This is a genomic window from Actinomycetospora lemnae (genome assembly GCF_028737315.1).
Lineage (GTDB): Bacteria > Actinomycetota > Actinomycetes > Mycobacteriales > Pseudonocardiaceae > Actinomycetospora > Actinomycetospora lemnae.
Map to the genome: position 1 here is coordinate 475,304 of NZ_JAQZAO010000002.1, position 13,790 is coordinate 489,093.

The 13,790-nt window shown below is 75.7% G+C and carries 19 protein-coding genes; 11 read left to right on the forward strand and 8 right to left on the reverse strand.

All coding sequences use genetic code 11. The features are described 5' to 3' along the window. Positions 1 to 21: 21 nt before the first annotated feature. Entirely contained in the window at positions 22 to 798 is a 777-nt protein-coding gene (locus tag PGB27_RS05920) for an SDR family NAD(P)-dependent oxidoreductase (protein ID WP_274199410.1), read from the forward strand. Between the two features lie 18 nt (positions 799 to 816). Then, positions 817 to 1,065, forward strand: coding sequence for a nuclear transport factor 2 family protein (locus PGB27_RS05925; protein WP_274199411.1), 249 nt, complete (start codon positions 817 to 819; stop codon positions 1,063 to 1,065). 125 nt (positions 1,066 to 1,190) lie between these two features. Here the strand turns inward: PGB27_RS05925 and PGB27_RS05930 are convergent, their stop codons facing one another. The 3 genes from PGB27_RS05930 to PGB27_RS05940 all read right to left on the reverse strand — a co-directional run bounded on the left by PGB27_RS05930 (position 1,191) and on the right by PGB27_RS05940 (position 2,905). Beyond that, positions 1,191 to 1,598 carry an OsmC family protein gene (locus PGB27_RS05930; protein WP_274199412.1) on the reverse strand — a complete coding sequence of 136 codons (408 nt, stop codon included), beginning with the start codon at positions 1,596 to 1,598 and terminating at the stop codon, positions 1,191 to 1,193. Between the two features lie 38 nt (positions 1,599 to 1,636). Further along, entirely contained in the window at positions 1,637 to 1,930 is a 294-nt protein-coding gene (locus PGB27_RS05935; RefSeq protein ID WP_274199413.1) for a WhiB family transcriptional regulator, read from the reverse strand. 114 nt (positions 1,931 to 2,044) lie between these two features. Then, positions 2,045 to 2,905 carry an esterase/lipase family protein gene (locus tag PGB27_RS05940; protein ID WP_274199414.1) on the reverse strand — a complete coding sequence of 287 codons (861 nt, stop codon included), beginning with the start codon at positions 2,903 to 2,905 and terminating at the stop codon, positions 2,045 to 2,047. 261 nt (positions 2,906 to 3,166) lie between these two features. Here PGB27_RS05940 and PGB27_RS05945 point away from each other — a divergent pair, with 261 nt between their 5' ends. Further along, complete coding sequence (locus PGB27_RS05945; protein ID WP_274199415.1) at positions 3,167 to 3,493, forward strand: GNAT family N-acetyltransferase; 327 nt, start codon at positions 3,167 to 3,169, stop codon at positions 3,491 to 3,493. 7 nt (positions 3,494 to 3,500) lie between these two features. Here the strand turns inward: PGB27_RS05945 and PGB27_RS05950 are convergent, their stop codons facing one another. Both PGB27_RS05950 and PGB27_RS05955 read right to left on the reverse strand, forming a co-directional pair. Beyond that, the gene (locus PGB27_RS05950; RefSeq protein ID WP_274199416.1) at positions 3,501 to 3,956 is read right to left on the reverse strand and encodes a MaoC family dehydratase; all 456 of its coding nucleotides are present in this window, start codon (positions 3,954 to 3,956) and stop codon (positions 3,501 to 3,503) included. An 11-nt stretch (positions 3,957 to 3,967) separates the two neighbouring features. Then, positions 3,968 to 4,861, reverse strand: coding sequence for an SDR family oxidoreductase (locus PGB27_RS05955; protein WP_274199417.1), 894 nt, complete (start codon positions 4,859 to 4,861; stop codon positions 3,968 to 3,970). Between the two features lie 92 nt (positions 4,862 to 4,953). On the opposite strand from PGB27_RS05955, the gene PGB27_RS05960 reads away from it, so the two are divergent. The 4 genes from PGB27_RS05960 to PGB27_RS05975 all read left to right on the forward strand — a co-directional run bounded on the left by PGB27_RS05960 (position 4,954) and on the right by PGB27_RS05975 (position 9,098). Then, positions 4,954 to 6,153: an MFS transporter gene (locus tag PGB27_RS05960; protein ID WP_274199418.1), complete on the forward strand. Its 1,200-nt coding sequence runs from the start codon at positions 4,954 to 4,956 to the stop codon at positions 6,151 to 6,153. A 61-nt stretch (positions 6,154 to 6,214) separates the two neighbouring features. Beyond that, the gene (locus PGB27_RS05965; protein ID WP_274199419.1) at positions 6,215 to 6,973 is read left to right on the forward strand and encodes an SDR family NAD(P)-dependent oxidoreductase; all 759 of its coding nucleotides are present in this window, start codon (positions 6,215 to 6,217) and stop codon (positions 6,971 to 6,973) included. After that, on the forward strand, positions 6,970 to 7,752 hold the full coding sequence (locus PGB27_RS05970) for a crotonase/enoyl-CoA hydratase family protein (RefSeq protein WP_274199420.1): 783 nt from the start codon (positions 6,970 to 6,972) through the stop codon (positions 7,750 to 7,752). Before PGB27_RS05965 ends, PGB27_RS05970 begins: the two co-directional genes overlap by 4 nt. 239 nt (positions 7,753 to 7,991) lie before the next feature. Continuing rightward, positions 7,992 to 9,098 (forward strand): hypothetical protein, encoded by a 1,107-nt coding sequence (locus tag PGB27_RS05975; RefSeq protein ID WP_274199421.1) that lies wholly within the window; start codon positions 7,992 to 7,994, stop codon positions 9,096 to 9,098. A 69-nt stretch (positions 9,099 to 9,167) separates the two neighbouring features. Here PGB27_RS05975 and PGB27_RS05980 read toward each other — a convergent pair whose 3' ends face one another. Genes PGB27_RS05980 through PGB27_RS05990 form a run of 3 tightly spaced genes read right to left on the reverse strand, consistent with a single transcriptional unit; the run spans position 9,168 to position 11,226 of the window. Then, a complete protein-coding gene (locus PGB27_RS05980) occupies positions 9,168 to 9,692 on the reverse strand; it encodes a VOC family protein (protein WP_408630013.1) in 525 nt (174 codons plus the stop codon). A 5-nt stretch (positions 9,693 to 9,697) separates the two neighbouring features. After that, positions 9,698 to 10,846, reverse strand: a complete 1,149-nt coding sequence (locus tag PGB27_RS05985) for an adenylate/guanylate cyclase domain-containing protein (protein ID WP_274199422.1) — start codon at positions 10,844 to 10,846, stop codon at positions 9,698 to 9,700. Between the two features lie 11 nt (positions 10,847 to 10,857). Further along, entirely contained in the window at positions 10,858 to 11,226 is a 369-nt protein-coding gene (locus tag PGB27_RS05990; protein ID WP_274199423.1) for an ArsR/SmtB family transcription factor, read from the reverse strand. Between the two features lie 83 nt (positions 11,227 to 11,309). On the opposite strand from PGB27_RS05990, the gene PGB27_RS05995 reads away from it, so the two are divergent. Genes PGB27_RS05995 through PGB27_RS06010 form a run of 4 tightly spaced genes read left to right on the forward strand, consistent with a single transcriptional unit; the run spans position 11,310 to position 13,732 of the window. After that, positions 11,310 to 12,248, forward strand: a complete 939-nt coding sequence (locus PGB27_RS05995) for a nicotianamine synthase family protein (protein WP_274199424.1) — start codon at positions 11,310 to 11,312, stop codon at positions 12,246 to 12,248. A 25-nt stretch (positions 12,249 to 12,273) separates the two neighbouring features. Continuing rightward, positions 12,274 to 12,840: a peptidase associated/transthyretin-like domain-containing protein gene (locus tag PGB27_RS06000; RefSeq protein ID WP_274199425.1), complete on the forward strand. Its 567-nt coding sequence runs from the start codon at positions 12,274 to 12,276 to the stop codon at positions 12,838 to 12,840. Next, complete coding sequence (locus tag PGB27_RS06005) at positions 12,837 to 13,499, forward strand: hypothetical protein (protein ID WP_274199426.1); 663 nt, start codon at positions 12,837 to 12,839, stop codon at positions 13,497 to 13,499. Before PGB27_RS06000 ends, PGB27_RS06005 begins: the two co-directional genes overlap by 4 nt. An 11-nt stretch (positions 13,500 to 13,510) precedes the next feature. Further along, entirely contained in the window at positions 13,511 to 13,732 is a 222-nt protein-coding gene (locus PGB27_RS06010) for a hypothetical protein (RefSeq protein ID WP_274199427.1), read from the forward strand. Positions 13,733 to 13,790: the final 58 nt, after the last annotated feature.

Genomic DNA, 13,790 nt, shown 5'->3' on the forward strand with positions numbered 1-13,790 from the left:
ACTCCGGGTAGGCCCGGCCGCATGGCACGCCCCCTCGCCCTCGTCACCGGCGCCTCGCGCGGCATCGGCCTCGAGCTCGCCCACCAGTTCGCCCGCCACGGCCACGACCTCGTCGTCAACGCGGAGGACACCGCGATCGACGACGCGGCAAAGGCACTGCGCGAGCACGGCGTCGAGGTGCTCGCCGTGCAGGCCGACCTCGGGACCGAGGCCGGGGTCGCGCAGCTGGCCGGGGCCGTCCCGCGCCCCCTCGACGCCGCCGCCCTCAACGCCGGCGTCGGGCTGGGCGGCACCTTCCTCGACTCCCCCGTCGCCGAGCAGCTGCGGCTGGTGGACGTCGACGTCCGCGGCGTGGTGCACCTGGCCCACCTGGTGCTCAGCGACATGAGGGCCCGGGGCCGGGGCAAGCTCCTGCTGACCTCCTCGATCGCGTCGACGATGCCCGGGCCCGGCCAGCCGGTGTACAACGCGGCGAAGTCGTTCGTGCAGTCGCTCGCCGAGGCGCTGGCCGACGAGCTGCGCGGTACCGGCGTCACCGTCACCTCGCTGATGCCCGGCCCGACGAACACCGACTTCTTCCGCCGCGCCGGCCTCGAGGGCACGCTGATCGCCCGCTCGGCCGTCGACGACCCCGCGAAGGTGGCCGCCCAGGGGTACGCGGCGCTGGAGAAGGGCCGCACGACGGTGGTCGGCGGGTCCCCGATGGTGAAGGCCCAGGCGCTGGTCAACGGGCTGCTGCCCGACCAGGTCAAGGCCGCGGCGCACCGCGTGTTCACGACCACGCTGCCCCGGTCGTGACGCGGGCATGATCGGCGCATGGCCGCTGTCGAGGACATCCTGACCCGCAACCTGCTCGAAGTGTTCGGCGAGCGCGACGAGGAGCGGCGCCGCGCCGTGATCGCCGAGCTCTACGCCGACGACGTGCTGTTCCAGGACCCCGACGGCGCGGTGCGGGGCCGCGACGCGATCGACGCCAAGGTGTCCGCGCTGCTCGCCGACGCGCCGTCGACCTTCGTCTTCCGCCCCACCGCGCCCGCCCGGACCAGCGGCGCCTCGGCGTGCTGACCTGGGCTTTCGGTCCCGCGAACGGCGACCCCGTCGTCACCGGCACCGACATCGCCCTCACCGTGGACGGGCGCATCGTGCGGCTGCACACGCTGCTGGACGGCGGGGCCTGACCAGGGGCCGGGTCAGGGCGCCCGCACGTCCAGCTGCGTGACGATGACGAGCGCGTCGCGCAGCAGGATCGTCACCGGGGTGCTGTCGACGACGGCGGCGAGCTGGCGGCGGGCGTCCTCGTCGAGGTCGGCGGCGAGGCGGACGCGGCGGTGCATGACCGGCGGGGACCCGGACTCGAACGCCACGTCCACCTCGACCGGACTGCCGGCGCACTCCCAGCGCTGCAGGAACGTGCGCACCGACATCGCGGTGCAGGACGACAGGGACGCGGCGAGCAGGCCGTAGGACGTCGCCCCCTCCGGCACGCCGTCGTCCGCGGGGACGGTGCAGGGGACGGCCAGTCCGTTGACGTCGACGTGGACCACCCGCCCGTCCCCGTCCGCGAGGTGAGCACGGGCCCACACCGTCGGCGTGTCCATGGTCACCAGCCTGCCACCGTCGCGAGAGTGCTCGGCGGTCAGGCGCTCCGGTCGGTGCGGACGCGGGAGAGGTGCTCGCGGCGCTCCTGCTCGCTCTCGCCGCCCCAGACCCCGTAGGGCTCGGCGACGCGGCGGGCCCAGTCACGGCACGGTTCACGGACGGCGCACCCCGCACAGATGCGTGCCGCTGCTTCGACACGCTGGCTGCGCCGGGGGTCGCGCTCGCCGTCGGGATGGAAGAAGACGTCGGAGTTCATGCCGCGGCACGCGGCGTGTCGCTGCCAGTCCCAGTGATCGGTGATCGCCCACGGCAGCCGGGAGACATCAGCCATTGATGCACACCTCCTACCGACCGTCGTACACCTCCGGCCGGAGGACGGCTGTGAGATCCGCATCTCGCCCGGCCGACCGTGTCGGTGCGGTCGGACGTGGGCAACCGACCCGGTTCAGGCGACCGCGGCGACCGGCACCGGAGGCGTGACGCCCTCCCGCTGCTCGGGCGTGCGGCCGTCCCCCGCGAAGCCGTGCGACACGGCCGACGTCCAGCGGAAGGGTCGCCAGCGGTCCAGCGGCACCTCGAGCCGGTCGACGACGGCGACGAGCGCGGCCGGGTTGTGGGTCAACCCGCAGTGGCTGCCCGGCACGACGACGTTCTCGCAGAGGTCACCGTCGTCCTGCCGGCAGCCCTCGCCGTGGAGCAGGCCGTCGAACGGCGAGTACACGGCGATCGAGCGCACCGGCACCGGTCGGCGGATGAGGTCCACGACGTCGGCGGTGTCGGACGAGAAGCCCCAGTGGCGCTCGGCCGCCCGGAAGGCGCCGGACACCCGGTTCTCCGCGGCCTCGGCACGCCACGGCGAGCCCAGGCAGACGATGCGCTCGACGGCGTCGGGGCGCAGCTGCGCGAGCCAGCGCGCCATGAGCCCGCCCAGGCTCCAGCCCACGATCGCGATCTTCTGCCCGTGCCGGGCGTGGAGCTCGTCGAAGCGGTCGATGAGCCCGTCGAGGATCTCGTCGGTGAACCCGCGGTTGAGCCCGAGGGTCCAGCGGTGGGTGTGGAAGCCGCGGGTGCGCAGGTGGGCGCGCAGGGCACGGGTGGCGATGTCGCTGGTGCAGAACCCGGGGATGACGAGCACCGGGCGCCCGTCGCCGCGTCCGCCCTTCGGCAGGACGTGCCGCACGGTGTGCCACGCGGCGGTCTCGACCGAGGCCCGCGCGAGATCGGTGGCCGTGAGCCACCAGGACGGGAACGGCAGTATCTCGGCACCGGGGTCGGCCGATCGCCAGATCGGTGTGGGGGCGTCCATACGACCACCTCCTCGCGCCGGCGCCGCCATGACGCGGAGCCGATGTGAACGGAGGTTTACCCGGCGACGCTGCGCCACATGCCCCCACCCCGGCGACAGGCCTCGAAAGGACACGGCAGAGGGTCCGTTCGTCGCACCGGACGCCCCATCCGTCTCAGCAGACGTCGTCGGTCACTCGCCGAGGCGACGGCCGTCTTGCGCCCTCGGGCGGCACCGACCACGCTGAGTGGCAGGCGTCGTACGCAGGGTCGGGGGACCGCGGTGGAGCACTACGAGATCGCGTACGACCACGTGCGGTCCCGCGTCGAGGTGCGCCGCGACGGCGCCGCGCTCGGCTACGTGGAGTACGGGCTGCGCGCGGACGCGGCGGTCCTCGCCTTCACCCACGTCGGCCGCGCGGGCAGCGACGCGGAGGCCGCCCTGCTCGACGGGGCGATCACGCTGCTGCGCGACCGGGGCTACCGCATCGTGCCGCTCTGCCCGCGGGTGCGGGCGTTCCTCACCGCGCACCCCGACCGCCAGACCGGCGTCGACACGCGGTTCCTCGACGGGCGAGCAGGCCGGGCGGGGTGGCCCGTCGCGGGGTGAGCGCGCGTCAGAAGTAGGCGCGGGTCACGAGGTCGGCGACGCACGCCGGCTTCGCCGAGCCCTCGACCTCGATGGTGACGCGCGTGACCAGCTGGAGCCCGCCCTCGCCGACGTCGGTGGCGTCGACGAGCGTGGAGCGCGCCCGCACCCGGGTGCCCGAGCGCACCGCGGACGGGAAGCGCACGCGCTCCAGGCCGTAGTTCAGCCCCATCCGCGTGCCCTCCACGCGGCGCAGGCCGTCGAGGAGCAGCGGCACCAGCGACAGGGTGAGGAACCCGTGCGCCACCGTCGCACCGAACGGCCCGCCGGCCGCGCGCTCGGGGTCGACGTGGATCCACTGGTGGTCGCCGGTGACGTCGGCGAACCCGTCGATCCGGTCCTGGCCGATCTCCAGCCACTCCCCCGGCCCGAGCTCGCGACCCAGCGACGCGACCAGCTCCTCGCGTCCGTGGAAGGTCTCCATGAGCGGCGAAGCTACAACCGCGCCGCGCGGATCGCGTCGCGCAGTGACGTCGGCGCGCGGCCCAGGAGGTTCTCCAGCGCCGGGCTGTCGGTCTCCAGCTCGCCGCGGGCGGTGGAGAGCTCGAGCCCGGTGACGAAGGCGGCGGTGTCCTCGTCCATCCCCGCGCTGCGCAGGACGTCGGTGAACTCCTCGGCGGGCAGGTCGCGGTAGGTGACCTCGGTGCCGGTGACCTCGGTGATCGCCGCGGCGAGCTCGGTCATCGAGAAGGCGGGGCCGCCGAGCTCCCAGTAGCCCTGCTGGTCGGCGATGTCGCCGGTGAGCAGCGAGACGGCGGCCTCGGCGTAGTCGGCGCGGGTCGCGGCGGAGACGCGGCCGTCGCCCGCGGCGCCCACGATCTCCCCGCGCGCGAGGTACTCGTCGAGGCGGCCGGTGTAGTTCTCGACGTACCAGCCGTTGCGCGCCACCGCGAACGGCACGCCCGAGCCCTGCAGGACGTCCTCGGTCGCGGCGTGCTCCGGGGCGAGCGCCAGCTCGGTCTCGTCGGCGTGCAGGACGCTCGTGTAGACGACGAACCCGACGTCCGCGGCGTCGGCGGCGCGCAGGACGTTCGTGTGCTGCTCGAGGCGGTTGCCGACCGTCGGGCTCGAGACGAGCAGCAGGCGCTCGATGCCCTCGAGGGCGGGGCCGAGGGTGTCGGGGCGGTCGTAGTCGGCCTCGCGGACGCCGACCCCGAGGTCGGCGAGGTCCTTTGCCCGGTCCGGGTCCCGGACCAGGGCGAACACGTTCCGCGCCGGCACGTCGCGCCGCAGGAGGGCGTCGATCGCGAGGCGCCCGAGGTGGCCCGTGGCGCCGGTGACGGCGTAGCTCGCGGTGGGCAGGACGGGCGGGTCGGTCGGGGCGGTCATGGTCGGCAGTGTGCCCGCGCGCGGAGGCGGACAGACGTGCCCGGGGTGATCGTCGCGGGAATCGCGGTGCACGCGCGGGTGATGATGGAGGGGTGGCGGACACGGCGGTCGGCGGCAGCCCCGGTGCGCTCGCCACCTACCGCGCGGTGCTGCGCCTGCCCGGTCTCACGCCGCTGGTGGGGATCGGGTTCGCGGCGCGGCTGCCCGTCACCGCGGTCGGGGTCTTCCTCACGCTGCACGTCGCGGTGGGGATGGACCGCGGCTTCGCCGCCGCGGGGCTCGTCGGGGGCGCGGTCACCGCGGGCGTCGCGCTCGGGGCGCCGCTGCTCGGCCGGCTGATCGACCGCCACGGGCTGCGCCCGGTCCTGCTGCTGTGCGGCGTCGTGCAGGCGGTGTTCTGGGCCGTCGTGCCGCTGCTGGGCGCCACCGCACTCGTGCCCGCCGCCCTCGTCGCGGGGCTGCTCATGCCGCCGGCGTTCTCGATCGTGCGCCAGTCGCTGGCCGCGTCGGTGCCGGCCGGGCACCAGCGGCCCGCGTTCGCGCTCGACGCGATGTCGGTCGAGGTCACCTACGCCGTCGGGCCGGCGCTGGGGACGCTGGTGGCGCTGACCCTGCCCGGCAGCGGGCCCTGGGTCGTGGGCGCCGCGTTCGTGCTGGCGGTGGCGGCACTCGCCGTGCTCGACCCGCCCGTGCGCCCGCCGGGCGTCGCCCACGGGGAGCGTCCGCCGCGGCTGCGAGCGTGGCTGCGCAGCCCGATGCTCGTGGCCCTCGCGTCGACCGGCGCGGCCATCCTCATGCTCACCGCGACCGAGCTCGCCGTCGTCGCGATGCTCACCGCCCGGGACGAGACCGCGTGGTTCGCGCTCGCCAACACCGTCTGGTGCGCGGCGTCGCTGCTCGGCGGCTGGATCTACGGTGCCGCGCGCCGGACGCCGCCGACGGCCGGGCTGCTCGCGCTGCTCGCCGTCGGGTCGTTGCCGGTGGCCCTCGGCGGGCCGTGGTGGACGATCACGCTGCTGCTCGTGCCCGCCGGCGCCTTCTGCGCGCCCGCGCTGGCCGCGGCCGCCGAGACCGTCGGGCGCCTCGCGCCGGACGCCGCCCGGGGCGTCGCGACCGGGCTGCACAGCTCGGCGCTCATGGTCGGCGCGACGATCGCCTCCCCGCTGGCGGGCGTGCTCATCGAGACGGTCGCGCCGTGGGCGGCGGTCGTCGTGGCCGCCCTGCTGGTGCTCGGGGTCGCGGGCGTCGCCGCCGCGGTGACCGGGACGCGCGCCGGCAGCCGGACCCGGTGACACGGTCAGTCCTGACTGGTTACGGTGCGGTCCGCACCACGACCACGGGAGGACTTCGATCATGGATCTGCAGGGCGTCTCGGCCCTCGTCACCGGCGGCGCGTCGGGCCTCGGCCTGGCCACCGCGAAGGCGATCACCGCGGCCGGCGGGCGCGTGGTCGTCGCCGACCTGCCGTCATCCAACGGCAAGGAGGTCGCCGCGGACCTCGACGGCGAGTTCGTGGCCGCCGACGTCACCGACGCCGAGGCGCTGGGCCAGGCCGTCGCCGCGGCCGAGGCCGCCGGGCCGTTCCGCGCCCTGGTGCACTGCGCCGGCATCGGCAGCCTCACCCGCGTCGTCGAGAAGAACGGCGAGCCGGGCGACATGGAGGCCTTCGAGCGCGTCGTGCGCGTCAACCTCTTCGGGTCGTTCAACGCCCTGCGCCTCGGCGGCGCCGCGATCGCCCGCACCGAGCCCGTGGACGGCGAGCGCGGCGCGATGATCATGACGGCGTCGGTGGCCGCGTTCGAGGGCCAGATCGGGCAGATGGCCTACTCGGCGTCCAAGGGCGGCGTCGTGTCGATGACGCTGTGCGCCGCGCGCGACCTCGCCTCGAAGCTGATCCGCGTCAACACCATCGCGCCGGGGCTGTTCGACACCCCGCTGTTCGCGACGCTGTCCGAGGACGTCCGCAAGGCGCTCGGCGACTCGGTGCCCCACCCGCGCCGTCTCGGCGACCCCGCCGAGTACGGGCAGATGGCGGTCTCGATGCTGCAGAACCCGATGCTCAACGGCGAGACCATCCGTCTCGACGGCGCGATCCGGATGGCTCCCCGATGAGCTCGCCGTCGACGGACGAGCAGGTCCTGCGCACCGAGCGCGAGGGCACGACGCTGGTCATCACGATCGACCGGCCGCGCGCACGGAACTCGGTCAACACCGCGGTCGCGCAGGGCATCGCCGACGCCCTCGACGAGCTCGACGGCGACGACGCGCTGGTCACCGGCATCCTCACCGGCGCGGGCGGCTTCTTCAGCGCCGGCATGGATCTCAAGGCGTTCCTGCGCGGCGAGCGCCCGCACGTCGGTGACCGGGGCTTCGCCGGCATCACCCAGCGCCCGCCGGCCAAGCCGCTGATCGCCGCCGTCGAGGGTCCCGCGCTCGCCGGGGGTTGCGAGCTGGCGCTCTCGTGCGACCTCGTCGTGGCCTCGGAGGAGGCGAGCTTCGGCATCCCGGAGGTCAAGCGGGGGCTCGCGGCCGCCGCGGGCGGGCTGCTGCGCCTGCCCACGCGCATCCCGCGCGCGGTGGCGATGGAGCTCGCGCTCACCGGCGACCCGATGTCGGCGGCGGACGCCCACCGCTGGGGCCTGGTCAACCACCTGACCGCCCCCGGCGCCGCGCTCGACGGCGCCCGCGAGCTGGCGGGGCGGATCGGCGCGAACGGCCCGCTCGCGGTGCGCGCGAGCAAGCAGGTCATCGTCGAGTCGCCGACCTGGCCGGCGGACGAGGTCTGGCGGCGCCAGGGCGAGATCCTGGGCCCGGTGCTGGACAGCGACGACGCCCGCGAGGGCGCCGCGGCCTTCGCCGAGAAGCGCGCCCCGGTCTGGCAGGGCCGCTGAGCCGAGCGCCCCTGCCCAGGCTCGCGAGGTGTTCCAGCCTGGCGTCCACGCTGGCGTCCAACGACAGGAAAGCTGCCACGATCATCACGACCGGGCCGCGCTGCCCCGTTCGTGCGGAAGGCCCAGTGGTGTCCTTCTCGCCCGCGCGGGGCACCTGGCCTCCTACGATGCGCGACGACGCTCGACTCCCCGGGCGTCGGCCGTCGCGCGATCGGGACCCGCCAGCCCCGGAGTCAGCCATGGACCTCCACCACACCGTCGTCGAGCTCGAGGTGCTGCTCGCGCGAATCGGCCGTGGGGAGCTCGACCCGGACTGGTCCGGCACGGGCACCTGGGACACACGCCGCCAGCAGCTCCTCGTCGACACCGTCGTGCGGAGCTGGCCGATCCCGCCGCTGGTCATCGCCAGCGGGGAGGAGCGCGAGGTGGTCCTCGACGGCCGCGAGCGCCTGCGCGCGCTGTGGCGGTTCGTCCGGGACGACCTGCCGTTCGCGGGCCGACCGGCGCCCGGCGGCGAGTACCTGGAGCAGCTCGACGGGATGCGCCACGCCGAGCTCCCCGAGCGGTTCCGCCTCCGCCTGCGCCGCTACGGCGTCCCCGTCGTGCGGGTGCCGGCCGTCGACGACGCCGAGGTACGGGAGCTCATGTCGCGCTGGAGCCCCGCGCGGCCCTCCCCCGGCCCGTCGGCGGCGGCACCGGAGGCGCCGTCCGAGCCCGACGTGGGCCCGCGCCCGACGCCCAGGCCCGAGGTGGTCATTCCGCCCGCGTCCCGCGAGATCCCGGTCGTCCCGACGGTCCCGCCGCCTCCCCCGCCGCGGGAGGCACCGAACCTGCCGGCGGTCCCGGCCGGCTCGGAGCCGACGGGGGCCTTCGACCAGCCGACGATCCCGGAGCAGCCGGTCGCGCGGGCCCGTCAGGAGTCATCGCTGTTCGACGGCGGCCCCGAGGAGACGGCGTTCCGGAGCGAGCCGCCGAACCGCACCCGGGGCGCCCACCGTCGCCCGGCCGACGACGAGCCCATCTTCGACGAGCTCTCCGCCTGGTTCCTCGACGCCGGGACGGCCCCGGCGCAGGACGACCCGGCCTGGGCCTCGCCCGCGGACGGCGGGTACGACGCCGCGCGCAGCGCCCTGCACGCGCCGACGCCGGAGCTCACGGCCGCCGGGCTCCCGATCCGCGAGCCCGCCGCCCGCCTGGCGCCCGGCACGATCCGGCCGCCGGTGCGGGCGCGCCCGCCGCGGCCCGCCGACCCCCGGCTCGTCGGGGACCACCTCGCGCGCCTGCGCGACGGCACCGCCGCCGCCCGCCAGGACCTCTCGGGCGGCACGGCGGTGTCGGGCTGCTGAGCTCCGTGATCGTGGGGGCTTTCCCGTCACCCAGTGAAAGCGTGGACGCCACGCTGACCAACCCGTGGGTCAGACGGTGTCCTCGCCGTACATCTCGCCGAGCGGGTCCATGATGAACTCGACGCGGGCGCCGTCGGGGTCGCGCGTGTAGATCGAGACCTGCGACTCGACCATGTACTCGATCCCGCGCTCGTCGAGCCGGCTCTTGATCCCGTACCACTGGGTGCCCGGCACGCAGATGGCGATGTGGTGCAGCCCGCCGAGCACCTCGTCGTAGGGGCCGGGCTCGACGCCGGGCAGGTCGAAGAAGGCCAGGCAGTTGCCGTTGCCGACGTCGAAGAAGAAGTGCGTCGAGCCCGCGAGGTCGCGGTTCTCGAACAGCACCGTGACCGGGAAGCCGGCCACGTTCTGGTAGAACTCCACCGTCGTGCGCACGTCGCGGCAGATCAGGGCCGTGTGGTGGATGCCCTTGCCGGTCGACGGCGGCCGGTGCTCGCGGGAGAAGAGGAACTCCTCGCGGATGCGGTCGCGGGCGGCGGTCAGCCGCTGCCGCTCCTCCTCGCTGATCAACGACGACTTCTCGGCGGCGCTCACGCCGGTCACCGTAGCCCGCTCGGGCCCAGATCGTGGACCGCGAGCGACCCGGCGTCGCGCTCGGCCTTCCCGCCGGCCGCGCCGCCGTTGCGGGTGAGCTCCGCGAGCATCCGGTAGGTCAGGCTGCGCGGCCGCAGGCCCAGCGCACCGGCGGTGTCCTCGTCGAGGCGCTCGACGAGGTTCTTCGTCACCAGGCGCTGACCCCCGGTGGCCACCTGCTCGACGCGGGCGCACTCGTTGACCTCGTCGCCCAGCGCCGTGACCTCCAGGCGCCCGCCGGTGACGATCTGCCCGATGAACAGGTCGGCGCCCCAGTGCGCGCCGATGTTCATCAGGCAGTCCTGGCGGTGGATCTCCGCCCCGCTCTCGGCGAGGTCCGCGACGACGTCGGCCACGACGCCCGGGAGCTCCTGGACCGTCCGCAGCGCCGCGCTCGCCGCCGCCGCGTCGGACCCGTGGGAGTCGCTGAGGAAGTACGCGCTCGCCCCGTCGCCCGCGTGCTTGCCGACGATCCCGCCGTGGCGCCCGACGAGCTCGTCGAACGCCGTCGTCACGCCCCGGACCAGCTCGAAGTACACCGGCGTCGGCAGCCGCCGCGACAGCGGGCCGGAGCCGTCGATGTCGGCGAACACCACGGCGGCCGGGCGCTGGGCGGGCGCGGACAGGTCCGCCATCCGCGTGAACATCGCCTCGTCGCCCTCGCTGACCAGCGCCAGCACCCGCGCCGGCAGCAGCGGCGCGTAGATCAGCACCGCGCCCAGCGGGCTCCCGTCGGGATGGCGCAGCGTCACCCCGAGCATGCCGACGCCGCGCCGGCGCCCGCCGACCCGCAGGTCCAGCGCGAGCACCCACAGCGGCGCCGTCTCCGGGTCGGCGAGGCGCGGGTGCAGCTCGTGACGCAACGTCTCGGCGGCCTCGGCGGTCAGCAGGTCGTGCCAGACCTCGCGTTCGAGGACCTCGTCGAGGTGGTGCCCGATCCCGAGGTCGGTCTCCTCGTCGACGCCGGCCAGCAGCTGCATCTGCTCGGACACCCACGCCAGGCGGCCCTCGCCGTCGACGACCTGCGCGGCGGTGCGCCCCGCGGCCAGCGCGTCGACGACCTCGCCCAGCCGCCCGTCCGGTGCCGACGCCGCCTGCGGTGCTCCCTCCCCCACGGCGCCGGACCCTACGGCGCCTCCGGCGCGGGGTGCGCGGTCATCGCCCGACGGTGTCCCGCGTCGTGCACGAGCACGTCGAGCAGCTCGCCGACGTGGTGGTCCCGCGCACGCGAGAGGACGTGACGTCCGGCACGCCGCTGGGTGACGAGGCCCGCCAGGCGGAGCTTCGCGAGGTGCTGCGAGATCGCCGGCCGCGTCGCCCCGAGCCGCTCGGCGAGCGTCGAGACGTCCAGCTCATCGCCGCAGAGCAGCCACAACATCCGCAACCGCGTCGGGTCGGCGAGCATCCGCAGGCCCTCGACCGCCACGTCGACGGACGCCGGATCGGGCAGACGGGCGAACGCGCGCGGGCCGGCGACGTTGTCAGTTGCGTACACGTTTACGTATCGTGCCAGGGCGACAGATCGTGTTCCATGGGTGACCGGCCGACGACGCCCCGCCCGGTGGAGGTCCACTCCCGATGAGCACCCCGTTCGACCGTCCTGCCGCCCGACCCGCCCGCAGCCGTGCCGAACGCCCGCTCGACCTCCCCAGCCGGTTGCCGGTGCGGGCCTGCACCCCCGAGCGTCCCGCCGCGGACGCGGGTGCGCACGCACCCGCCGCGCTCCTCGCCGAGATCCTCGCCCTGCACGACGCGCTCGTCGCCGCCCCGACGCTCGAGCCCGGCCCGGGCACCGACGCGCTGTTCACCCGCCTCGTCGGCCTGGCCGTGGCCCCGCGCCCGGGGCACGTCGTCGACGCCGTCCTCGCCGACCCGGAGCTCACCGGCCGGCTCCCCGACCTGCGGGCGCGATGTTCGGCGGGCGAGTACGCCCTGGAGCGCGCCTGGGCCCGCCGCGTCCTGGCCGCCGACGACCCCGCCGCCGCGCTCGAGCGCTTCCCCTACCTGCAGAACTACCGCGACCTGACCCGCATCGAGTACCACGCCGTCGCCGGCCACGCCCCGCTCGCGCCGCGGCGGGCCCTGTTCGTCGGCGCCGGACCCCTGCCCCTCTCGGCGCTCCTGCTCGCCCGCCACGGCGTCACCGTGGACGCGGTCGACGTCGACGCCGAGGCGGTCGCGCTCGGCGACGCGGTGGCCCGGGCCCTCGGCGACGACGTGACGGTCCGCGAGGGCGACGTGCTCGACCTCGACGACCTCGCCGACTACGACCTCGTCTGCGTCGCCGCCCTCGTCGGCCTCGACCCCGACGCGAAGACCACGGCCCTCGCCCACGTCCGGGCGCAGATGCGCCCCGGGGCCACCGTGCTGGCGCGCAGCGCGCACTCCCTGCGCGGCCTGCTCTACCCCGTGCTCGACGTCGCCGACGACGGGCTCGGCGGGCTGGAGCCGCTGGCCGTCCTGCACCCGCACACCGACGTCGTCAACTCCGTGGTGCTCGCCCGCGTGCCCGCCTGACGCGCGCGCAGGGCACCCTGGTGACGTGCCCACCACCCGCACCGGCCCGCACCCCGTCGCGGTGGGCGCGGTCGTGCTGCTCGTGGCGGTGATCGCCGCCGCGCTCTGGAACTCCGACGAGTCGGGGACGGGCGCGCGCCAGGTCGGCGAGGCCGGCGGCGAGACCGTCGCGCCGGCCGCCGCGCTCCCCCCGCCCGTGCCCGGCGCGTCGTGCGCCCCGACGATCACCAACCCCGGCGGCGACAACAACTACCGCGAGGACGCCCCGCTCGACGTGCCGCTGGGCCGCGGGCTGGTCATCACCGGGACCGTCCGCGACACCGCCTGCCGCCCGCTGCCGGGCGTGCCCGTGCAGGTGTGGCTGCAGACCGCGCTCGGCAGCGAGCGGGAGAACCGCACGACCGTGCTCACGGGTCCCGACGGCCGCTACCGCGTCGCCAGCGACCCGGCCGTCGCCCAGTTCGGCGAGCCCAACGTCCACGTCGCCCACGACCCCGACGAGAGCCCGTGGCGGTCGGTCTGGCAGCGCCACGTCCTGCACCCGGAGGACACCCTCGCCGTCGTCGACCTGACCCTGGCACCGGTGTCGTGAGGGGCCTCGTCGCGGTCGCCGCGCTCGGCGGCGCGCTGCTCGTCACCCTCGCGCTGGCGGCTCCGCACCTCGCCCAGGCCTCGCCGGTGCTCGTGGTCTCGACGCTGGCGGCGTGCGTCGCGGTCGCCGCCCTCGCCGTCCAGCCGTGGCTGACGCGGCGCCGGGTGGGCGCGCACGTCCGGGTCGGCGGGATCGTCGCCGCGCTCGTGGCCGTGCACGTGGTCGCGCTGTTCGTCGAGAGTCCCGACGACGCGCTCTACTCCATGTCGCTCGACGGGCCGACGCGGGCCCGCATGGCGCTGTTCGCGACGGTGCTGCTCGTCGTCGTCACGCTGCTCGGGCTGCTGCGGCGGCGTCTGCCCTGGTCGGTGGCCACCTGGCGGTTCGTGCACGGGAGCCTCGCCGGGCTCGTCGTCGTGCTCGGCGTGGGCCACGCGGTGCTCATCCAGGGCGCGCTCGACGGGTGGGGCACGGCGGTGCTCGTCGCCCTCGGCGGGCTCGCGGCGGTGGGCGTCGTCGTGCGGCTGGTCCGGGTCCTGCGGACCCCGCCGCCGGGAGGCGGAGCGCAGCGGAGCCCGACCACGCAGCCCACGCAGGAGGGTGACGCCACCGCCCACGATCGTGGGCAGGTCCGGCCGAGGGACGAGGCCCACGGCTAGCGTCGCCGGCGATGGAGCCCACGCCGATCTTCACCGACCTCGCCGCGTCGGAGCCCGCCCGATCCGGTGCCCCGTCCGGTGCGCACGGCGAGGGCCGGTCGGTGACCGACCTCCTGCGGGCCCTGCGCGAGGAGGCCCCGCGTGACCGGGTCGCCGTCCCGCGCCGGGGCGGGCGGGGCGTCGGGCACGTCCCCGGTCTGCTCACGTTCCCCGGGCCTCCCACGCGCGACTGAACCGGTCCGGCGTCCACCCGCGACGCGGATCTTCCGCCTGCCGGCGTAGAGGGCCGCC